Source organism: Campylobacter concisus (assembly GCF_002914005.1).
GTDB lineage: Bacteria > Campylobacterota > Campylobacteria > Campylobacterales > Campylobacteraceae > Campylobacter_A > Campylobacter_A concisus_N.
Window position 1 is genome coordinate 1 of sequence record NZ_POZU01000049.1, and the last position, 19513, is coordinate 19513.

17 protein-coding genes and 1 pseudogene are annotated in these 19513 nt (G+C 37.7%); 5 read left to right on the forward strand and 13 right to left on the reverse strand.

The genetic code is table 11. From position 1 onward, the window contains the following. From CYP54_RS05565 to CYP54_RS05575, 3 genes are all read right to left on the reverse strand, one after another. On the reverse strand, window positions 1-460 hold a 460-nt coding region (locus tag CYP54_RS05565), incomplete at its 3' end, for a purine-nucleoside phosphorylase (protein WP_103604502.1). Beyond that, complete coding sequence (gene hisF, locus CYP54_RS05570; protein ID WP_103604503.1) at window positions 460-1215, reverse strand: imidazole glycerol phosphate synthase subunit HisF; 756 nt, start codon at window positions 1213-1215, stop codon at window positions 460-462. The genes hisF and CYP54_RS05565, both read right to left, overlap by 1 nt. Continuing rightward, entirely contained in the window at window positions 1212-4496 is a 3285-nt protein-coding gene (locus tag CYP54_RS05575; RefSeq protein WP_103604504.1) for a DEAD/DEAH box helicase, read from the reverse strand. The genes hisF and CYP54_RS05575 overlap by 4 nt, the downstream gene beginning before the upstream one ends. 106 nt (window positions 4497-4602) lie before the next feature. On the opposite strand from CYP54_RS05575, the gene rsmA reads away from it, so the two are divergent. From rsmA to CYP54_RS10295, 5 genes and pseudogenes are all read left to right on the forward strand, one after another. Then, window positions 4603-5445: a 16S rRNA (adenine(1518)-N(6)/adenine(1519)-N(6))-dimethyltransferase RsmA gene (gene rsmA / locus CYP54_RS05580; protein WP_103604532.1), complete on the forward strand. Its 843-nt coding sequence runs from the start codon at window positions 4603-4605 to the stop codon at window positions 5443-5445. Continuing rightward, window positions 5411-7540, forward strand: coding sequence for a ribonuclease J (locus CYP54_RS05585; RefSeq protein ID WP_181001531.1), 2130 nt, complete (start codon window positions 5411-5413; stop codon window positions 7538-7540). The genes rsmA and CYP54_RS05585 overlap by 35 nt, the downstream gene beginning before the upstream one ends. Window positions 7541-7549: 9 nt before the next feature. Then, window positions 7550-8503 carry a KpsF/GutQ family sugar-phosphate isomerase gene (locus CYP54_RS05590; protein WP_103604505.1) on the forward strand — a complete coding sequence of 318 codons (954 nt, stop codon included), beginning with the start codon at window positions 7550-7552 and terminating at the stop codon, window positions 8501-8503. Window positions 8504-8505: 2 nt separating this feature from the next. Then, window positions 8506-9279 carry a pseudouridine synthase gene (locus CYP54_RS05595; RefSeq protein WP_103604506.1) on the forward strand — a complete coding sequence of 258 codons (774 nt, stop codon included), beginning with the start codon at window positions 8506-8508 and terminating at the stop codon, window positions 9277-9279. Between the two features lie 369 nt (window positions 9280-9648). Next, window positions 9649-9801: pseudogene (locus CYP54_RS10295) on the forward strand (hypothetical protein); the annotation flags it as partial. 2 nt (window positions 9802-9803) lie between these two features. Here CYP54_RS10295 and CYP54_RS05605 read toward each other — a convergent pair. From CYP54_RS05605 to CYP54_RS05650, 10 genes are all read right to left on the reverse strand, one after another. Then, window positions 9804-10313, reverse strand: coding sequence for a hypothetical protein (locus CYP54_RS05605; RefSeq protein WP_085658404.1), 510 nt, complete (start codon window positions 10311-10313; stop codon window positions 9804-9806). Further along, the gene (locus tag CYP54_RS05610) at window positions 10310-11263 is read right to left on the reverse strand and encodes a hypothetical protein (RefSeq protein WP_103600596.1); all 954 of its coding nucleotides are present in this window, start codon (window positions 11261-11263) and stop codon (window positions 10310-10312) included. Before CYP54_RS05610 ends, CYP54_RS05605 begins: the two co-directional genes overlap by 4 nt. Beyond that, entirely contained in the window at window positions 11260-11928 is a 669-nt protein-coding gene (locus CYP54_RS05615) for an ABC transporter ATP-binding protein (RefSeq protein ID WP_103604507.1), read from the reverse strand. Before CYP54_RS05615 ends, CYP54_RS05610 begins: the two co-directional genes overlap by 4 nt. Then, window positions 11925-13034: an ABC transporter permease gene (locus CYP54_RS05620; RefSeq protein WP_087578080.1), complete on the reverse strand. Its 1110-nt coding sequence runs from the start codon at window positions 13032-13034 to the stop codon at window positions 11925-11927. Before CYP54_RS05620 ends, CYP54_RS05615 begins: the two co-directional genes overlap by 4 nt. Further along, on the reverse strand, window positions 13024-13209 hold the full coding sequence (locus tag CYP54_RS05625; protein ID WP_054197437.1) for a hypothetical protein: 186 nt from the start codon (window positions 13207-13209) through the stop codon (window positions 13024-13026). Before CYP54_RS05625 ends, CYP54_RS05620 begins: the two co-directional genes overlap by 11 nt. A gap of 1 nt (window position 13210) precedes the next feature. Next, window positions 13211-14332 (reverse strand): nitrous oxide reductase accessory protein NosL, encoded by a 1122-nt coding sequence (locus CYP54_RS05630; protein ID WP_103604508.1) that lies wholly within the window; start codon window positions 14330-14332, stop codon window positions 13211-13213. A gap of 77 nt (window positions 14333-14409) precedes the next feature. Beyond that, the gene (locus CYP54_RS05635; RefSeq protein ID WP_103604509.1) at window positions 14410-15234 is read right to left on the reverse strand and encodes an SEL1-like repeat protein; all 825 of its coding nucleotides are present in this window, start codon (window positions 15232-15234) and stop codon (window positions 14410-14412) included. Between the two features lie 8 nt (window positions 15235-15242). Continuing rightward, a complete protein-coding gene (locus tag CYP54_RS05640) occupies window positions 15243-17858 on the reverse strand; it encodes a cytochrome c biogenesis protein (RefSeq protein ID WP_103604510.1) in 2616 nt (871 codons plus the stop codon). A gap of 14 nt (window positions 17859-17872) precedes the next feature. Continuing rightward, a complete protein-coding gene (gene nrfD / locus CYP54_RS05645; protein WP_103604511.1) occupies window positions 17873-18838 on the reverse strand; it encodes an NrfD/PsrC family molybdoenzyme membrane anchor subunit in 966 nt (321 codons plus the stop codon). 1 nt (window position 18839) lies between these two features. After that, on the reverse strand, window positions 18840-19511 hold the full coding sequence (locus CYP54_RS05650; protein ID WP_072595319.1) for a 4Fe-4S dicluster domain-containing protein: 672 nt from the start codon (window positions 19509-19511) through the stop codon (window positions 18840-18842). Window positions 19512-19513: the final 2 nt, after the last annotated feature.

Below are 19513 nucleotides of genomic sequence, written 5' to 3' on the forward strand. Positions count from 1 at the left end.
TTATAAAATTTGACGAATTTGTTTTGATAGTTCCACGTGAAACGATAGAAGAAATTTCACACTCGATAGGTGTATAAGATCTATTTTCTATGCTGGAAATTTCAACATTTGCCCCAACCGAACTTTCATAAATTTGTAAAATTTCACCATCTTTATAAAGACCTGCCGAGCCAACGAAAACTATTTTTTCTGGCATCTGATACAAATTTCGTTCAGGATTTTTTGACAAATTTTGGCTTAGATTTTGTAGCTCTGGATTTGATGAGTTTGCAAATTTAGCTTCAATCTTTGCAAGATAGTGCGGATCGATATTTTTTAAATTTATACCCTTTTCATCTGCCACAATACATGCTCGTTTCTGCAAAAATTTTGTCAAATTTATCGCCATATCAACTAGCCCTACACCCATTGGCAAAGCAAAGTCAAAAATTTCGTTTTTTCCAGCAGAGATAACTAACATCAGAGCCTAACTTCAACGCCATTTGCCTTGAGATACTCTTTTAGTTTTTTTATCTCGATTTCACCAAAGTGAAATATCGAAGCAGCTAAACACGCATCAGCCCCGGCTTCACAAGCCTCTTTAAAGTGCTCTATCTTACCAGCGCCGCCACTTGCGATAGTTGGTATAGAAAGCGCACTAAATATTCTTGTTAGCTCAAGGTTAAAACCTTGTTTGACGCCATCGTTATCCATAGACGTTAGCAATATCTCCCCTGCTCCGCGCGACTCAACCTCTTTAGCCCAAGAAAAGGCATCTTTTTTAGTATCGATCCTGCCACCATTTATAAAAACACTATAACCATTTTTGGTCTTTTTAGCATCAATTGCTACGACAACACATTGCGAGCCAAATTTCTTAGCTGCCTCATCGATCAAATTTGGATCTTTTATCGCCGATGAGTTTAGGCTCACTTTGTCGCAGCCCGCATTTAAAAGGCGCGAGATATCGTCTATCGTGCGTATACCTCCACCAACGGTTAGGGGTATAAAAAGCTTGCTTGCGACCTTTTTTACGACATCAACTATCGTATCACGACCAAGGTGAGAGGCTGTGATATCCAAAAAGCAAAGCTCGTCAGCACCTTCGTCGTTGTATCTTTTAGCTATCTCGACTGGGTCACCAGCATCGACAAGTCCTACGAAATTTACACCCTTTACGACTCTGCCATCTTTTACATCAAGGCATGGGATTATGCGTTTTGCAAAATGATTCAAATCTGTCCTTTATCTATTTTTCTAGCAGCTACCTCAAAATATGGCAGATTAGACCAATTTTCTCGGTTACCAACTATATAAACAACCTCTTTTGCTCTTGTTAGTGCTACATTTAGTAAATTTGGCGTACTAGCAGCCCATGCTCTAGCACCTTTTGTAGCACCACCAAGAACAAAGATAACAACATCGGCTTCTTTGCCTTGCATGGTGTGAATGGTACCAGCCCCTTTTAAATTTTTACAAACATCTTTAAAAGGTGTTATTATCTTAACGCTATCTTTTAGCTTGGCTAGCTTACCATCTAAAAGCTCTTTAACGATCATACCTTCGGCTTTATTATAATTACCTATCCATTCATCACTGTTAACATCAATCCATTCTGTTTTGATATTAGGATCACTAAGTTTACTTTCACTACTTCTGCCAAGTATCATCATATCATCATATGTTGTTTCGTTTGAAATTTTAAACATAGGGTTGGTGCACCTTCTATGAACGATAAGTGGCGAACCAACCCAAATGGACTTACCCTCTCCTTTTATATATGTACCAATATTTTGTACTTTATCGGCTCGAAGTTGAACCGATGATTTTAGTAGATTAAACTCATCTTTTGCATCGCAGTAGCGTAAAATGGCGTTATTTAAAGCTGATGGCAATGTTACAACGGGCTCAAGTTGAAGTGGATCACCAACCACCACAGCCATGTTTGAGCGAAGCAGTGCACCTAATGCGTTAGTTAAATTTGCCTGCCCTGCCTCATCTATTAAGAGTAAGCCTATATCGCCATTTAGTAGCTCTTTAAAGGTATTATTAAAAGATGCGAAAGTAGAACTAACAACTGGCGTTAGTAAAAATAATCCTTTTATTATTTTACGTCTATCTTTAGCTTCAAGCCCATTTTTCTCAGCCATTTTTTCATCATTAAATATAACGCTAAGAGCTCGCAAATTTGTTCTAACAGCTTCTTTGCAAGCAAAGATAGTGGCTTTATGCAGATTAAGCGCTTCTTTAAAAAGCTTGATTCTTGCGTTAAAAAGCTTTGTCTTATGAAATTTCTCATCAAGTCCAAGCTCCATCATAAATGGCATACTCTTTTGTATTTCTTCATTACTCTGATTAAAACTACCATTTAAAAAGCTATCAAGCTCTTCGCTTCTACCAATTAATTTTTGACGTCTAATAAAGTCATCATTAAGCTTATTGAGATGATCTATCTTGGTATTAAGTTCCAAAATTTTCTCTTCAAGCTGAGATATTTGAACTTTTAGTTCGTTTATTTTTGCTTCACTCTTCTCTTTATTTTCACTATTTTGTTTGCTTGCTTTCAAATTTTGCTCGGCTATTTGGAGATTTATCTCACTAACTTTTTGTACTTCATTGTTATATTTTTCAAAAGCTTGTGTCCTTAAAATTTGCTGGAAAATAAAAAATGATGGCTTTATAGGCGCACTCAGATACTCTTGTAAAATTTCATTTTGACCAATAAGCTTTGTTAGCTCGTTAGCTTCAGCCACCTTTTGCTCTAGCTCATTTTTGCTCAAATCTAGCTCATCTATTAGCGGCCTTAAAAGCTCGTCTATTTGCTTTGCTGAATTATAGTTATCAAGTCTTTTATCGATATTTATAAGCTCGCTATTTATACTTTTTAGCTCCTCTTCTTTGATCCTGATCTCACTAAAAAGTAGATTTACTTCGTGTAGGGCTTGATTAAATTTCTCCTTTGCCTCGTCGTAATCATCAATTCCTTCGCCAGTAGCCAAATACTTGCCAAGCCCCATTAAAAAGCCATCTTGTTCTATAAATTCTTTAAATTCTTTTGAAATGTCTTCAAACTGACTATGCGTTTTTTCGATCTTTACGCCATTAATCGCGTTAAAAACAAAATTTGACTTATTTTGCTTTGAGCCAAGAGGTATGCAAAAAAGCCCCCATGCAGGTTTTGAGATAAAAGATTTTTCTCCAAAATTCGTCTTTTCATCGGCTGAGAGAAGCCTTGTAGCTATAAATTTAAAATAATCAATCTCGCCTGCATAACTACCGATACTTTTTAGCTGGCTAAGCTCTTTACTCAAAATTTCAACCGCACCGTTATTGCAAGAGCTAACAACCATCTCATAGCCCTGAAGTTCTTTATTTAGAGTGAAATAAAGCACCTTATCGCTACTATCTCGAACTGGAGCAAAGATATCATGTCTGCTCATTTGCGCAAGCTTTATCGCTCTAAGCGTAACGACTTCAGCCATTACATCTTTTAAAAGCGTTGTTTTGCCAGTACCTGGAGCACCATTTACGCTATAAATTCCACCACTTTTTTCTTTAAATTTTTTAATGATGTTATTAACAGCAATTTGCTGCGAGAAATTTAAAGCAAAGTCGCTAGCAAAGGCCGATCTTGGATATTCTTCTGCTTTAAAAAAATCTCTAACAAGCCTCTTATTTTGCTCATCTCTTACATCAAGTCTTTCGAATTTATTCTCACTGCCCTCATCCAAAAACTGATCCGTTAGCTCGTGCGTCCTACCTGACTCGTAAAATTTTATAAGCAAATTTATATCATCTATAAAAAAGCTATTTAAAAGGCTATCATTTTCTTTAAAATTTGGATTTATGATCTTTATCTCAAGCCTTAAAAAATCATTACAAAATGGTGTTTTAAGCGCACTTTTTAGCTCATCGTTTATAAGCTTTATATATTTGCCAAATTCCATTTTTTCTTTATAGATAGATAGCTTGTCTTTTATACGCTCACACTCTTTGCTAAAGTCACTTTGGCTTATCTCTTTTAGATGATTTAGGCGAGCCATTGCCCAAGGAGCTGTTGAGATGAAAAGATCATCAGATGAGTTCGGTATAAAAAACGGAGTTAAATCATCATCTAAATCTACATCTTTTAAAGCAAAATTTTGATCATCTTTACAAAATACCAAATCACCAGCAAGCTTAAATTTATAACAAAATGCCTTTTCAAAGCTAGTTTGCTCAGATCTTAGCTCATCTAAAATTTGCTCTTTTTCAAATTTCACCTTTGCCAGCTTTGATATCGCAAGAGCAAGCAAGTCAGTCTCAAAAATACCACCATAAATTGAAATTTCTATACCATTTTTTAAAAGTGAGCTATCAAATGCTCTTAAAATTTGTAGAAATTTCTCATCGAAATTTGCGATCTCAAGGTCTATTGATTTTTTAAATTTGGTATTTGTCTTTTTTGGCTCATCTAAGGTTTTTGGCTCTAAATATTGTGATAATAAAAAGTATTTTAAGGTATTTGCTTTGCTCAAATTTATGCCCTATTTCGTTATTATTTAGTGATTATAGTCCATTTTATATATGATTAAACTAAACTTGTAATCATTGTATAAGTAATTTTTGGCTAATATCGCGGCTATGATAAAGGCAAAAAAGCACTTTGGACAGAATTTTTTACAAGACAAAGCGACACTAGATAAGATCATCCAAGCGATACCCAATGACGTAGCAAACGTCGTTGAGATTGGGCCTGGCTTAGGTGATTTGACATTTAGACTTTTGCAAATTTACAAGACGACCTGTTTTGAGATAGATTGTGAGCTGTTTCAAATTTTAAAGGCCAAATTTGCAAATGAGATCCAAAATGGACAATTAAAACTTTTTTGTAAAGATGCTTTAGAGCAGTGGCAGCAAGAGGGCGGACTAAGTAGTGAGAACTACTTTTTGGTCGCAAATTTACCCTATTACGTTGCTACGAAGATGATACTAAATGCGATAGATGACGAAAAATGCCTTGGACTTATCGTGATGATACAAAAAGAGGTTGCTCTTAAATTTAGTGCAAAGAGCAGAGATAAAGAATTTAGCGCTTTATCGATCCTCGCTTCACTTCAAGGCAGGTGTGAGCTTTTGTTTGACGTGGATGCAAAGCTTTTTAATCCACCTCCAAAGGTCACATCTTCAGTCATCAAACTACAAAAAACAAAAAAGATTTTTGGCAAAGACGGGATTTTCAAAGATGCAAAACAATACGAGGCTTTTAAAGTATTTTTAAGAGCTGCATTTGCTTCGCCAAGAAAGACGCTTTTGAAAAATTTATCTACAAATTTTGACAAAAAGACGTTAGAAGAAATTTTTGAAGACCTAGGCTTAGCTCAAAATTTACGTCCACACGAGCTAGATGTCGATTCTTATCTAAAAATATTTGAAAGATTAAAGGAAGATAATGAACGACAAAAACGAAGAGAAAGTTGTAACTAACCAAAGTAAAAACAACAAAAGACGAAGATTTAGACCAAAAAATAAACCAAAACAAGAGGGCGAAACTACCGAGCAAGCTTCGCTAGCAAGTAAAAGCGTGATAGATAACTTCTTTGCAGCAGAGCAGGCTGAAGCTGAAACGCACACCGAGCCAAAGAGCCAAAATCCTCGCCCAAAAAAGCCAAGAAATAACAAAAATCAAAACAAAAATAGCGAAAACAATAAGCCAAAAGAGCAAAAACAAGAATCGCAAGAAACAAAAACCAAAACGCAAGAACAAAAAGATAAGCCAAAAAAGGCTAAAAAGCCAAAGAAAAATTTACCAGCCAAGCTAAACGGCAATGAACAATGGCAGCAAGATATCGCAAGTGCAATGGTGGCAAACAAGGCCGTTCACGAGCTTCGTCTAGAGCCGATGAAGTATCTAAACTCAAGTGAGCATAAAATTCGTATAACGCCACTTGGCGGTCTTGGTGAGATCGGCGGCAATATGACGATATTTGAGACCGATACGAGCGCGATCATCGTTGATATCGGCATGAGCTTTCCAAGCGAGAGTATGCACGGCGTGGATATCCTCATCCCAGACTTTGACTATGTTAGAAAAATAAAAGATAAAATAAAAGGTGTCATCATCACTCACGCGCACGAGGATCACATCGGCGCAGTACCATATTTTTACAAAGAGTTTAAATTTCCGATTTACGCTACGCCTTTGCCACTTGGTATGATAAATAACAAATTCGAAGAGCACGGCTTAAAGCAAGAGCGCTCACTTTTCCGCTCTGTCGAAAAAAGAAAGCCATATCTAATAGGCGACTTTGAGGTTGAGTGGATACACATAACTCACTCTATCATCGATGCTAGCGCTCTAGCCATCACGACAAAGGCGGGCACCATCATCCACACGGGCGACTTCAAGATCGACCACACGCCGATAGATGGCTATCCAACTGACCTTGGCAGACTTGCATACTACGGTGAAAGAGGCGTATTATGCCTAATGAGCGATAGTACGAATAGCTACCGAGAAGGATTTACTAAAAGCGAAAGCAGTGTTGGCAAGACCTTTGATGCGATATTCTCAAAGGCCAAAGGTCGCGTCATTATGAGCACATTTAGCTCAAACATCCACCGCGTTTATCAGGCGATCGAGTGGGGGCTAAAATACAACCGCAAAGTCTGTGTCATCGGTAGATCAATGGAGAGAAATTTATATACTGCAATGGAGCTTGGCTACATCAAGCTTGATAAGAAAATTTTCATCGATGCAAATGAGGTTGGCAAATTTAAAGATAACGAAGTGCTGATCGTTACCACAGGCTCTCAGGGTGAGACTATGAGCGCACTCTACCGAATGGCTACTGATGAACACAAATACATCAAAATAAAGCCAACCGATCAGATAATAATCAGCTCAAAGGCGATCCCTGGCAATGAAAGCAGTATCTCAACTGTATTAAATTTCCTAATAAAATCAGGCGCAAGCGTCGCTTATCAAGACTTTAGCGAGATCCACGTCAGCGGTCACGCGGCACAAGAAGAGCAAAAGCTGATGCTACGTCTTATAAAACCAAAATTTTTCTTGCCAGTACATGGCGAATACAACCACATCGCAAAGCACAAAGAGACAGCTATAAGCTGCGGCGTAGACGAGAGAAACATCTATCTAATGAGCGATGGCGATCAAATGGAGATCTGTCAAAAATACTTAAAACGTGTAAAAACGGTAAAAACCGGCAAAGTCTTCATAGACAATCAAATAAATAAACAAATATCAGACGATGTCGTGATCGACAGACAAAATCTTGCTGAAGCAGGTGTAGTCATGATAATCGCTCAAATTTCACGTCATGGCGCAAAGCTCATAAACAAGCCTCGTGTCATTAGCTACGGACTTGTAGGCAATAAACAAGATGCGGAGTTTAGCAAAGAGATGCAAGAAATTTTGACGCAGTTTTTAAGCAATGTCAAAGAGGAGCTTTTAAAAGATGGCAGACTGCTCGAGTCACAAGTGCGTCAAGTGATCAGAAAGCATATCTTTAGAAAGGTCAAAAAGTACCCAACTATCGTGCCAATTATTTATCTAATGTAAGGGAAATTTATGCAAACAATCAACCAAATCGCAGCCGAAGTCTTAAAGATAGAAGCAAACGAGCTTTTAAGACATGCTAAAAACTTAGAGATAGAAGATGCTGTAAATTTGATATATAACGCAAAAGGCAAGGTCATAGTAACAGGCGTAGGCAAGAGCGGTCATGTAGGTGCAAAGATCGCTGCCACGCTTGCAAGTACTGGCACGCCAAGCTTTTTCTTGCATCCAACAGAGGCTATGCACGGTGACCTTGGCATGATAGAAAAGGATGATGTTTTGTTAGCTATTAGCTTTAGTGGCGAGAGCGATGAGCTTATAAAAATTTTGCCTCACGTAAAGCGCTTTGGCGTAAAGATCGTCGCCATGGCAAGGAGCAAAATAAGCTCACTTGGTAAATTTAGCGATGCATTTATTGGCATTGACGTAGAGAAAGAGGCCTGCCCACTAAACGCTGCCCCAACAGCATCAACTACACTAACGTTAGCTCTTGGCGATGCCTTAGCTGTTTGTTTGATGCAAAAGCGAGGCTTTAAAAAAGAGGACTTTGCAAATTTTCATCCAGGCGGTAGTCTTGGCAAGAGGCTATTTTTAAAGGTCAAAGATGTGATGAGAAGCGAAAATTTACCGATAGTTCGCTGGAATGCGAGCCTAAAAAAAGCGATCGATACTATGACACATGGCAAGCTTGGCACGGTCCTAATCGTCGATAAAGATGGTGTGCTAGACGCCCTTTTAAGCGACGGCGACCTTAGACGTGCACTTATGCGAGAGGACTTTGACCTAGACGAGCCAGCGATGAAATTTGCAACCTTGCATCCAAAAGAGATAAACGACAAGGAAATGTTAGCCGTGGATGCGTTAGCTTTGATAGAAAAATATAAAATTCAGCTTCTGGTCGTTGTTGAAGATGGCGTACCTGTTGGTGTTTTACACATCCACGACCTTGCAAATTTAGGACTATAAAAATGGAAAAAACAAGACTAAATAAATTTATCTCACATAACACAAACTACTCACGCCGTGAGGCAGATGAGCTGATAAAAGCTGGTAAGGTTAGCATAGCAGGACGAGTGGTTAGCGACCTTGCCACAAGCGTGGATGAAGATGACAAAGTACGTATAAATGGTCGTTTGATAAAGCTAAAAAAGGAATTTACTGTTATCGTCTATCATAAACAAAAGGGTGAGCTTGTTAGTAAAAAAGATGACCGCGGACGAAAGACGATCTACGACACATTAGATAAGAAATTTGCAAAATTTGTTAGCGTAGGGCGCTTAGACTATGCAAGTGAAGGGCTACTTTTACTAACTGACGCCCCAGCGATCGCCACAGCTTTGATGAATAGCGACTTAGAGCGCGAATACTACCTAAAGGTAAAGGGCAAAGTGACAAAAGAGGTGATAGAGGCTATGACAAATGGCCTTTTCGCCAAGGACGCCACCAAAGGCGCTCACGCAAAAACCACTATAAAGTCAATGGAATTTAAGCCATTTCTAGCCTATAAAGTCTTTGGCTCAAGTGGCGGCTATACAAAACTAAAGGTCATCATCAACGAGGGGCAAAACAGGGAGCTTCGCCGCTTCTTTGGCTACTTTGACCTTGAAGTGATGGACCTAAAACGTGTTAGCTTTGGGCGTATTAGCCTTGATATGCTAAAGCCTGGCAAATGGCGCTACTTCGAAAATAGTGAATATGAAGACCTAAGAGACTTTTTAAAGGTTAATAACGTTAGATACTAAATTTGGCTTGCTCCTCTAATAAAAGAAGACAAGCTAAACCAAAATAACAACAAATTTACAAAAATGGATAAAAGAAAAAGGCTGTTCTTTTATCCTTCATTTTACTAGCTACCATCTTTTGTAAGGATCTTTCTGAGCTTAGAATCGAAGTTAGATAAAAGTTCTACGATAAAGTGGCTAAACAATGGCAAAAACTTACGACGATAATGTTACCTATGCTTGTCATAATTTAGGAATTATACAAGGATGGTCAAGGTATAGGAGCAAGACTACAGTAAATCCCTAGAATTATATGAAAAAGCTTACAATAATGGATACAATCGCGGTTGTTTTAATTTAGGAGCTTTTTACCTAAAAGACAAAGGCACAAAACAAAACTACCACATAGCAAAAAAATATTTTTATAAGGCTTGCGAATTAGGGCTTCAACCAGGGTGTGACGTTTATAAAAAGTTAAACAAAAAAAGGCCTTTAATACTAAAAATAATCCAACAGGGTTCTAGCAAATTTAGAGCTACATAAATTTATATCTTATTTTCTGAAAGCAAGATGTTTATATATGGATTTAGTAGCGTCTCACCACGTGCTGCGTATAGTAAGACCTCTTTAAAATAGTTGTCATTTATGCCATATGTGTGAAACTCGTACGCCCCTATGCCATATCCCATAGGCGTGATATCAACCCTTGAATACCACGCATTTTGCGCTAGGATGTAGCGATTCGTATCTCTTGAATAGACATATAGCTTGATCTTATCTTTGCTCTTTTGCGCCATATACCAGATGAAAGAATTTGTGATGTCGTTAAAAAAGTAGATGTCGCCGTTTGGCATGATTGCCTGGGCTGTATCGTTGTTATCAGCGATAAGCGTCCTACTCTCATAACATATAAATTTATTTGGCGTAAGTTGCTCGATCGGCTCAGATTTGCCATTATTTAAAACTAAAATTTTATCGTCGCTTATATCAGCATTATAGGCAAGTACAGCTAGAACTAGAGCTAACAAACACAAAGAAAAAATTTGCTTTATCAAAATAAAAATCCTCTTAGCAAATAATATTTTAGTACATAAAGCGAGCATATCAACACGCAAACACCTAACCAGATCGATGAAAATTTAAGCTTGTGTGAGTAGTTTGTCTTTGTAATGATCTCAACAAGATATGGCATAAGGCCGTAGAAAACGCCCAGAAACAAACTGCCCCAGATGAGGTAGCCAATATAAAAATAGTCACTTTTTAGCATGCAGTATGGACATTTATGGTTTGGTTGCTCGTAAACATAAAGGCCAAAAAAGTAAGTAATGGCATAGTAGCTAAGCACCAAAAACAATAAATTTGCCACAAAGCTTGCCATGCTTTGCTTTAAGAAATTTAGCACCAAAATAACAAAAAATAGCACAAAAAAGACGCTTACTAAGCCAAAATTTGTATAGCCAAATGGTAGCTTTGGGGCTTGAAAAGTAACAGAACAGCAAAAGACCGGCACTTTTAGTGGGATATTGTAAAAAAACGAAATTTCTATACCAAGCTCGAGCAATATCATGACAAAAAGGCAGATAAAAATGGCGTATTTTTTCTTTAGATAAGGGAAATTTAGAGCCTGCAAGTCAAGCTTATTTATAACTAGCCAAATGCCAAGCCCAAAGATCAGCAAAATTTTAGTGAGCATCAATATACCACCAAATTTATTTGAGCCGATCACGCCAGCTGAACACATAGCACCAGGCACAATATCAGAGAGTTCATTTAGGCAAAGTGCAAAAAATATAAACAATACGATCTTGATACATACGCAAAAAAGTAAGATCGTATTTACAAGATAGTTTTGTTTTTCAAGCGAGTATTGAAGCGATGTTAGTGCGTTGTAGTCCCACGACCTCACGATCCTAACGACATAAAAAAGCGAAATGCTCATCAAAACCAAAAGTACAAACTCCGCTAACAAAAAGGCAATAACGGCGTTTGATAAAAAGACACTCATACTATCTCTCCGTTTTGCAAGCTGATAACCCTATCTGTTGCACTTAGCTCATCAAAAATGCTATCGTGAGTAGCGACAATAACACTCTTTTTTAGAGCTTTAAAAGACTCTAGCAAGCCTAAAAATGCACGTGCATTTTGTCTGTCTAAATTTGCCGTTGGCTCATCAGCCAAGATGATGTTAGCATCCATAGATAAAGCCCTAGCTACCGCGCATCTTTGACGCTCACCACCACTTAAATTTGATACGTTCTCATCTTTTTTATGTGCGATATTTGCGAGGCTTAGAGCCTTTTTTATCATCTCATCTCGCACATTTGCCTTGAAATTTGTTAGAGCAAATGGAGCTAGTAAATTTTCATAGACACTTAGTCCCTCGATGAGATTAAAATTTTGAAAGACAAGTCCAAGCCTTTTGTGTCTAAGCTCAGAGCAAAAGGCATCAGGCAGTTTTGCGATGTTAGTACCATCTATCAAAATTTCTCCACTAGTTGGCTTTTGAAGTAGGGCGATAAGCGAAAGCAAGGTGCTTTTACCGCTTCCACTAATGCCTTTTAGTATCACTAGCTCGCCGTCATTAATATCTAAATTTATATTTTTTAAAGCACAAAACTCATTTTGTTTGTTTTGGTTATAAACTAGGCTAACACCTCTTATATTTATCATTTTAGCCCCTCATTTATGTCACTACTTGCTACTCTCCATGAAGGTATGAGTACAAACGCCAAAAATGGTATCACACCAAAAACAAAGATCAAAAAGAGCTTGTCAAACTCTAAAATAGGCGTGAAATTTGTAAAATTTAAAAGCTCATCACCTAAAAATATCCCTTTTAAAAGTGGAGCATTTAATACAAAAACAAAGAGATAAGCCAGCATAACACCGAGTAAAAAAGCACTAACGCTCACGATGAAATTTTGTATAAATTTTAAAAATATAATATCTTTTATACAAAAACCAATGCTTCTTAAAATAGCTATTTCACGCTTTTTGCTACCATAGGCGAGTGAAATTTGGTTTTTAAGCAAGACAAAGAATATAAGCATAACACTAACGTAAATGCTCATAAAAATTCCACCCTTGTAATAGTAAAGGTGCCTAACCTTAGCCACCTCATCTTCTATACTAAGAGCGAAAGAATTTGGATATAAATTCTCTATCTTTAAAGCTACTTCACTGATCTCATCGGTATTTGGCACCTCAACGTAGAGCTTTGTATACTCTTCATCTTTTAAATTTAAGATAGCCCTTAGCGTATTTGGATGCAAAAATATAGCGTTATTTGAGATTAAACCACTTTGTGCCGGCATGGTCTTTAATATCTTTACTGGTATCATGCGCTCTTCAGTTAGAAAATTAAAGCTCTCGTCGTAGTAAAGCTCATTCATCGCCGCCTTTACACCTTCTCCGACGATCATCTCATCCTCTTTTAAGCTATCATCTTCATATAGATGAAACCAAACGCGCTTTTGAACGAAGTAGTACTCTCCATCAACTACGCCCCTAACGTCAGCCACGCCATCAATCTTCGAGATATCGTAGATATAGCCAGGGTGCATTAGATCGCCTTTGCCAGCACGAAATGCGCTCACTACGATACTTGATCTATCTTTTACTAAATTTATAAGATCATGTTGGATTGATCCAGAGATAAAAAGTACCGAGCTTAGCACAAAAATAATGAGTGCAAAGAGGCAAAAGCTAAAAAGGTGATCCTTCCTATCTTTAAAAAGCAGAACCACAGCATAGTTTATAAAATTTTTACCTATCATAGACAAAGCCTTTTTGCCCCTTTTGGTTAAAACTAAAAGCAGCATTTGCTCTTGTTATCTTAGAAATTTCTCTTAGCTCATCTTGCTTTGCTTTATGATCAAAGCTAAGATAGTGTGCCGCTAAAAGTGTATAAGAAAGTCCAAAAAATAACGCCAAAAAAACTAGAAATTTCACACTATTTACCGATAAAATTCTTTATCTCGTCAAATCTTATGACACCTTTGCCAGCATGATCTTTTAAAAAGCTCTCTGCCTTTGCTTCATCTTTAAATGGGATAAACTCATCACCCATTGGCCCATAAACGTTTGAGCCGTGAACATAAAACGCATCTTTTGCATCAAGCTTTTCTAGCGTGTAATAATCGCTCACATAAGCATCTTTCATTTTGCCATCCGCAAAGTAAAATTGCGCCATATCTTTTACGCCATCAAAATAATAATCCTTGCCATCTGCTTTGATGAGCGTCGCCCATGGAGAATTTTTGACAAGCATGCCACATACCGCACATCTTGCGCCCTTTGGCACGACTATTCTCTCAGGTTTTTTTATTTCTTGTTTAGGTTTTGAAACTTGGTTGCTAGTACCTAAATTTGCTGGAGCGTCCCATAGATAAAGAGCAGCGGCTTGCAAGTGCTTGTCGTACTCTGGAGCTTTGTTAGCCTCTTTTGCGTCGCATACTTTTTTGAGATGAGCTTTTAGCTCAGAGATAGCCTTAAAGCTTTTTGGATCAGTTTTGTCGCAGTTTGCCTCGTAAAATTCCTTACCATGTGCATAAACGCCGTCCTCACGTTTAGCTTTTATCATTTTATTATCGCCCTCGAAATCCTGTCCAGCAATCTCGTAAGCTTTGGCAAAGTTCATTATCTCGCCGCCATTTGCTGCTTGAAATTCTTTCGCGTCAGCCTCAGTTGAGAAGGCATATTTGCTATTTCTAGTCATTGTACCTTTGACGCTACTACCAACGACATAAAAAGCTTTATTGACATCGATTAAATTTAGATTTTTAGTATCAACGACTTGTGCCTCGCTTGGGATCTTGCCTTCTGTTAGCTCGTATAAGCAGTGGAGTGATGCTACTTGCTTGCCGTTATATACGTGATTAGTCTTATAAAATTTAACCAAATTCATTCCACAAACAGCACAATACTCCTTGCCCTCGCCACTTCCTACTAGTGTAGCCTTGCTAGGATCCACGCTTTGAAACATCGGTTTCATTTTGACAGCTTGTTCATTTGCCGAGGCACCAAAAAGTATGGTTGCTAGCAGTGCTGAACCCAAGATAGAACGTAAAATCATATTATCTCCTTTAGTATTTTATCTCATTTTTATATTACATAAGCTTTAAATGCCACTGGACTGGCTCTATCAAAGCATCAATGCTTTCCTAAAATTTCTAAATTCTCGCACGCTTCTTTTAAGCCATTTTTGCAGCTTCTAGTAAAAATTTCACGTGCTTTCTCTATATCTTCTTTTACGCCTTTGCCTTCAGCTAGCATGATAGCGTAATTATTGCAGCCCTTTTCATATCCATATATACAGGCTTGCTCATAAAGTTTTGTGGCTTTTGTGAGGTTTTGATCAACGCCTTGTGCATATACATATAAAAAGCCGAGATTATCACACCCTATGCCAGCTTCGTTTGCACAAGCCATTTCGTAGTTTGCTTTGGCTTTTGCATAGTCTTTCTCTACACCTTCACCTTGCGCATATAGATAGCCGAGATTGCTACATCCTATGCCATCACCTGCCTTGCAAGCCTTTTCGTAAAGCTCTTTTGCCTTTTTAAGATCCTTTGTCACGCCGGTGCCATTTGCATAAAGCAAGCCAAGCTCTGTGCAACCCTCATTATCCTTACAAGCTCTTTCATAAAATTTAACCGCTTTTTCTAGGTCTTTCTCCACACCTTTGCCTTTTTCATAGGCGTAGCCAAGATTACTGCAAGCCATAGAAAAATTTTGATCGCAAGCTTTCTCATAAAGCATCGCCGCCTTTGCTTCGTCCTTTTTGACATTACCATCACCTCTGCTGTAAAGCACAGCTAGATTGTAGCAGCCTGATGCCTTTTTCTCTTTATCGCAAGCATCTTCATAAATTTGTGCTAGCTTGTTGTGATCTTCTTTTGCGCTTAAAGCCTCTTTGATATAGCCAGCATTTAATAGTCCCAAACAAGCAAACAATAAAACCAAACTCTTTTTCATCATATCTCCTAAATCTCTTTTATATCCTTACCTCTATAAGCAAAGGCAATTAGCAAAGCCAAGAGCGTTAAAAGCAAATAAAGCAAATTTGAAACACTAAATCCATCGCCATTTGCGTATGAGTGAAGTCCGCTTAGATAGAAATTTACACCAAAATAGGTAAAAATAACTGAACCAAAAGAGAGCACGCTAGCTACCAAAAAAGTAAAAATATTTTTTAATCTTGGAATAAATCTTAAATGAAGCGCAATAGCATAAATAATTATCGTAATGTACGACCAGCTCTCTTTGCTATCCCAGCCCCAGTATCTGCCCCAGCTCTCGTTTGCCCAGACGCCACCAAGAAAATTTCCAATAGTGAGCAAGCTAAGTCCTATGATGAGGCTTAGCTCATTAGTTGCGGCGAGGTATCTTATCTGCTCGCTGAGCTTTTGCTCATTTTTTTTATTTTTTATAGCCATTAAAAGAAGTCCAAGAAGTCCAAGCACAAAGCTAAAGCCTAAAAAGCCATAGCTTGCCGTGATGACACTTACGTGCACACTAAGCCAAAATGACTTTAAAACTGGGACTAGATTTGTTATTTGTGGATTTATAAAATTTAGATGAGCCACAAGCAAGCTCACACTTGCAAAAAGTGAAGCAGCTCCAAGAGCAAAGCTTTGATGTTTAAAAAATAAAACTCCAGCTAGTACACTTGCAAGCGAGATATAGACTAAACTCTCGTAAGCATCACTCCAAGGTGCATGTCCTGAGATATAAGCACGAAGAGCTAAATTTAGCAAATGCACCGCAAAACCAAAATAAAATGCAAGGCTAAGTGCTTTTTCAAATCTAAATTTCTTTCCAGAAAATAGCCTATAAAAGCCAAGAGCGAGCAAAACTAGTCCAAGAATCATGTAAAAATATATAAGAAATTTAAAAATTTCCATTTGGTTATAAAGCACCTCAAGCTCAACCTTTGCCTCGCTTGGCGCAAGAGAGCCTAGAGTGCTTCTTTGATAGCTTGAAATTTTCTCCAAGCTCTTATCAGCCCCAGCACACTCGCCATTTTTTACACAAAGGCTTAAATTTTCTATATAAGCGCCTAAAACGCTTTTAAGCTCGCTTGAAATTTCACTTGAGCCAAAGGCTTCATTTACGCCTAGCCACGTTAATTTATCGCCATTTTTAGCTGGTATAAATTTTAAAATTTCTCCCTTTAGTGCAAGATACAAGACATTTAATCTCTCGTCAAATTTGATAACGTCGTTGTCAAATTTATCTCTTTTTGAGGCAGATTTTTCATTTGCAGCTTCTGCAAATTTAGCCAGCTTATACTCGCCATTTTCGTTAAAGACATCGTTAAAACTAGCAAATTTCTCATTAACTCCCAAAAGCTCGCCCACACGCTCGCTTGTGATCTTTACTATCCTTTTATCCATCCACTCTTTTGGCGAGATGGCAAAAGAGAGCATTAGCTCCTCGCTACTAAGACCAAATAGCGTGGTTTTGGTTGAAATTTTACTTATCACAGCTCTTGAGTAAGAGCCAGCTGGAGCGATTCTGCTATCAGCTTGAGTCAAAATTTTGGCAAATTTGCTTGCATGAGCGTCTAAATTTTTATTATTTTCATTAGCAAAATTTGGAGTTGCGCTTAATAAAAGAACAGCCAAAAATGCTATTTGAGAGCCTTTTATGAAATTTAGTAGCCTAAAAAATCGGCTCTTTTTACTAAATAAATTTGCCACAAAGCCAAGGCAAAGCAAAAAATATCCGATATAAGTTGGGATTTTGCCAGGATCACGGCTGATCTCAAAAGCGCTTCCAAGCTCGTCAGGATCGTATGAAGACTGAAAAATTTTATAGCCATCAATCGTTAGTGGATTATTTAGCGAGATGTCGTACTTGTTGCCAGCGATACTTACTTTACTTGTATAAGATGATGGACTATTTAGCCCTGCATATCGCTCTAAAATAAACTCGTCAAGCTTTAATGAAAATGGCAAATTTAAAGCCTTTGAACTAAAGTAAAATTTCGCCTCTTGCCCACCAAAACTTAGTACACTAGGCTCCAGCTCATATCCGGCTCCGCCTTTTAGCTTAACACTCTTTTTTTCGCCGTTAAAGCTTATCTCTAAACTAAGCGTAGCCGGAGCGTTTTTCTCATCTTTTTTATACCCAAGCAAGTTAATTATAAATTCCTTGCCATCTATAAAATTTTTAAACTCAAAGTCGTTTTTACCAAATAAGCTTAATTTTAATGGATAACTAAAATTTTCTCCAAGCATTTCGACTCTAAGATAAGGCTTAACGCTTTGCATTACATTTGAGCTTTGCAAGGTTCTAAGATGCATAACGCCTTCTTCGCCAAAATACCTTGTAAGCGCAGCCCCGATGAAGATAATGATAAAAGCAAGATGTATCAAAAATGCGCCAAATTTCTTATACATCTTGGTTTTTATGATACTAATGGCTAAACAAATGGTGCAAGCAAACATAACACACTCGTACCAAAGCGCTTCGTAAACAAGCACTCTGGCCGTTTGTGTGTCATAAAAATTTTCTAAAAAAGTCGCAAGCCCTGCACCAAAAGCAAGAATAAATAATAATATCAAAGACAAGCGGTAGATATTTAAAATTCTCATCGCTCGCCTCTGCTTTAAATGCTATAAGTTTGTCCCGCATAAAGTATAAACACCCTAAGCAGTAAAACACCGATAACAGCCGCTAATGAACTGATATAAAAGCTAAATTTTAGACTAGCTATTTTTTTGCCAAATGCAAAATTTAAAACAAAAGGCACAATAAAGCCAACTAGCACAACACCAAGCCAAAAGAAATTTGCCCAAACGCCACTATAAAAAGCAACAGCTGCATTTTGCTGATAACTTGAACCAAGCAAAAGCGATACAAAAAGCATTAAAATGAGTAAAATTTCAGCTCCCAAAACGCTAAATTCTACGCTATGAAGCGAATGAAGGTCGCTTGAGTGCGGATCTTCTTTAAATAAAGCTGCTGCGACCAAGCTACTGCCACTTATACCAGCACTTAGTCCTGAGGCTATAAATAAAGCTGGAAGCACAGCTGTGTTTAAGAGAGGGAATCTAATCAAAACTGAGATCAAAAATCCAGTATAAGCGCAAATTATTACAGCAAAAATGAGACAAATACGACTTAAAAATGGATAAAGCGGTATTAAAATTTTCATTATTAATGCAAAAAGAGTGCTAAAGGATTTTAAACTTTTGGCTAAGAAATTTGAAATCTCATCATTAAATGCATAAAGGCACATCAAAAAGCTAAGCGGTATAAATACACAAAGTCCAGCAACACCGATAGACATAACTGATGTGAAATTATAATTAATCAAAATTTTCCAAAACAAAAGTGGCTTTTCAAGATCAGCTATCAGACAAACCATACCAAGCATGATGCTAACAAATGCTAAAAGCGAAGCAGCCTTAAAAAATGGGCTAAAGTTCTCTTGCTTTTTATAGTGTTTTAAAAGTATAGTAGCGATTAGCGCTCCACCACTCATACCAGCTAGCAAAAGATAAACAGCAATCGGCCAGCCCCACTCTACTCCATGCGAAAATGTTGCAGTAAAATTTAATGCACCATCCATCTTACACCCCCATTTTTACTTTAGGAATATATCTAAGGCTTGGTTTTGTGCCAAGCTCTGCTCTTAGCCTTATGCTATCTTTTACGGCTAGTAGCTTGCTGATGTGCGAATCTTCATCGTTAAGATCACCAAAGACGATCGCCTCGTATCTACAAGCTTCTACACAAGCTGGCTCTTTTTCGTCCTTTAAATTTGTATCTACGCAAAAGTTACAGCTTTGAGCTGAGTGCGTAACCTTATCGATATATCTCACATCATATGGACAGGCTACGATGCAGTATTTACAGGCGATACAATCATCTATATTTGTAGTTTGTATGCCAGTTTTTTCGTCTTTATGACAAGCCTTGGTCGGACAAACAGCTACACAAGGCGCATCGACGCACTGCTGACAAGATACTCTTACAAATCTTTTATCGAGTAAATTTTTAGGATTAGTCTTATCTTCTATAAAAAGTCTCATCTGTCCTTTTGGGACTAAATTTACCTTTCTGCAAGCTATCTCGCAGTCTGTACAGCCAACACATTTATTTTGGTCAAATATCATACCAAAGTGTGGTTTTTTTACACTTTCTTCACTCTTAAAAGCAAAACCACTACTTGCCGCACCAGCACCAGCAGCCACAACTACCATGCTTTTTAAAAAGGCTCTTCTATTTTTTTGATTTTGCATTT

Excerpts from the sequence above, each read along its gene's own strand:
- rsmA (WP_103604532.1), top strand. The coding sequence starts at position 4,603 with ATGATAAAGGCAAAAAAGCACTTTGGACAGAATTTTTTACAAGACAAA.
- CYP54_RS05585 (WP_181001531.1), top strand. The coding sequence starts at position 5,411 with ATGAACGACAAAAACGAAGAGAAAGTTGTAACTAACCAAAGTAAAAAC.
- CYP54_RS05590 (WP_103604505.1), top strand. The coding sequence starts at position 7,550 with ATGCAAACAATCAACCAAATCGCAGCCGAAGTCTTAAAGATAGAAGCA.
- CYP54_RS05595 (WP_103604506.1), top strand. The coding sequence starts at position 8,506 with ATGGAAAAAACAAGACTAAATAAATTTATCTCACATAACACAAACTAC.
- CYP54_RS05610 (WP_103600596.1), bottom strand. The coding sequence starts at position 11,263 with ATGAGTGTCTTTTTATCAAACGCCGTTATTGCCTTTTTGTTAGCGGAG.
- CYP54_RS05615 (WP_103604507.1), bottom strand. The coding sequence starts at position 11,928 with ATGATAAATATAAGAGGTGTTAGCCTAGTTTATAACCAAAACAAACAA.
- CYP54_RS05620 (WP_087578080.1), bottom strand. The coding sequence starts at position 13,034 with ATGATAGGTAAAAATTTTATAAACTATGCTGTGGTTCTGCTTTTTAAA.
- CYP54_RS05630 (WP_103604508.1), bottom strand. The coding sequence starts at position 14,332 with ATGATTTTACGTTCTATCTTGGGTTCAGCACTGCTAGCAACCATACTT.
- CYP54_RS05635 (WP_103604509.1), bottom strand. The coding sequence starts at position 15,234 with ATGAAAAAGAGTTTGGTTTTATTGTTTGCTTGTTTGGGACTATTAAAT.
- CYP54_RS05640 (WP_103604510.1), bottom strand. The coding sequence starts at position 17,858 with ATGAGAATTTTAAATATCTACCGCTTGTCTTTGATATTATTATTTATT.
- nrfD (WP_103604511.1), bottom strand. The coding sequence starts at position 18,838 with ATGGATGGTGCATTAAATTTTACTGCAACATTTTCGCATGGAGTAGAG.
- CYP54_RS05650 (WP_072595319.1), bottom strand. The coding sequence starts at position 19,511 with ATGCAAAATCAAAAAAATAGAAGAGCCTTTTTAAAAAGCATGGTAGTT.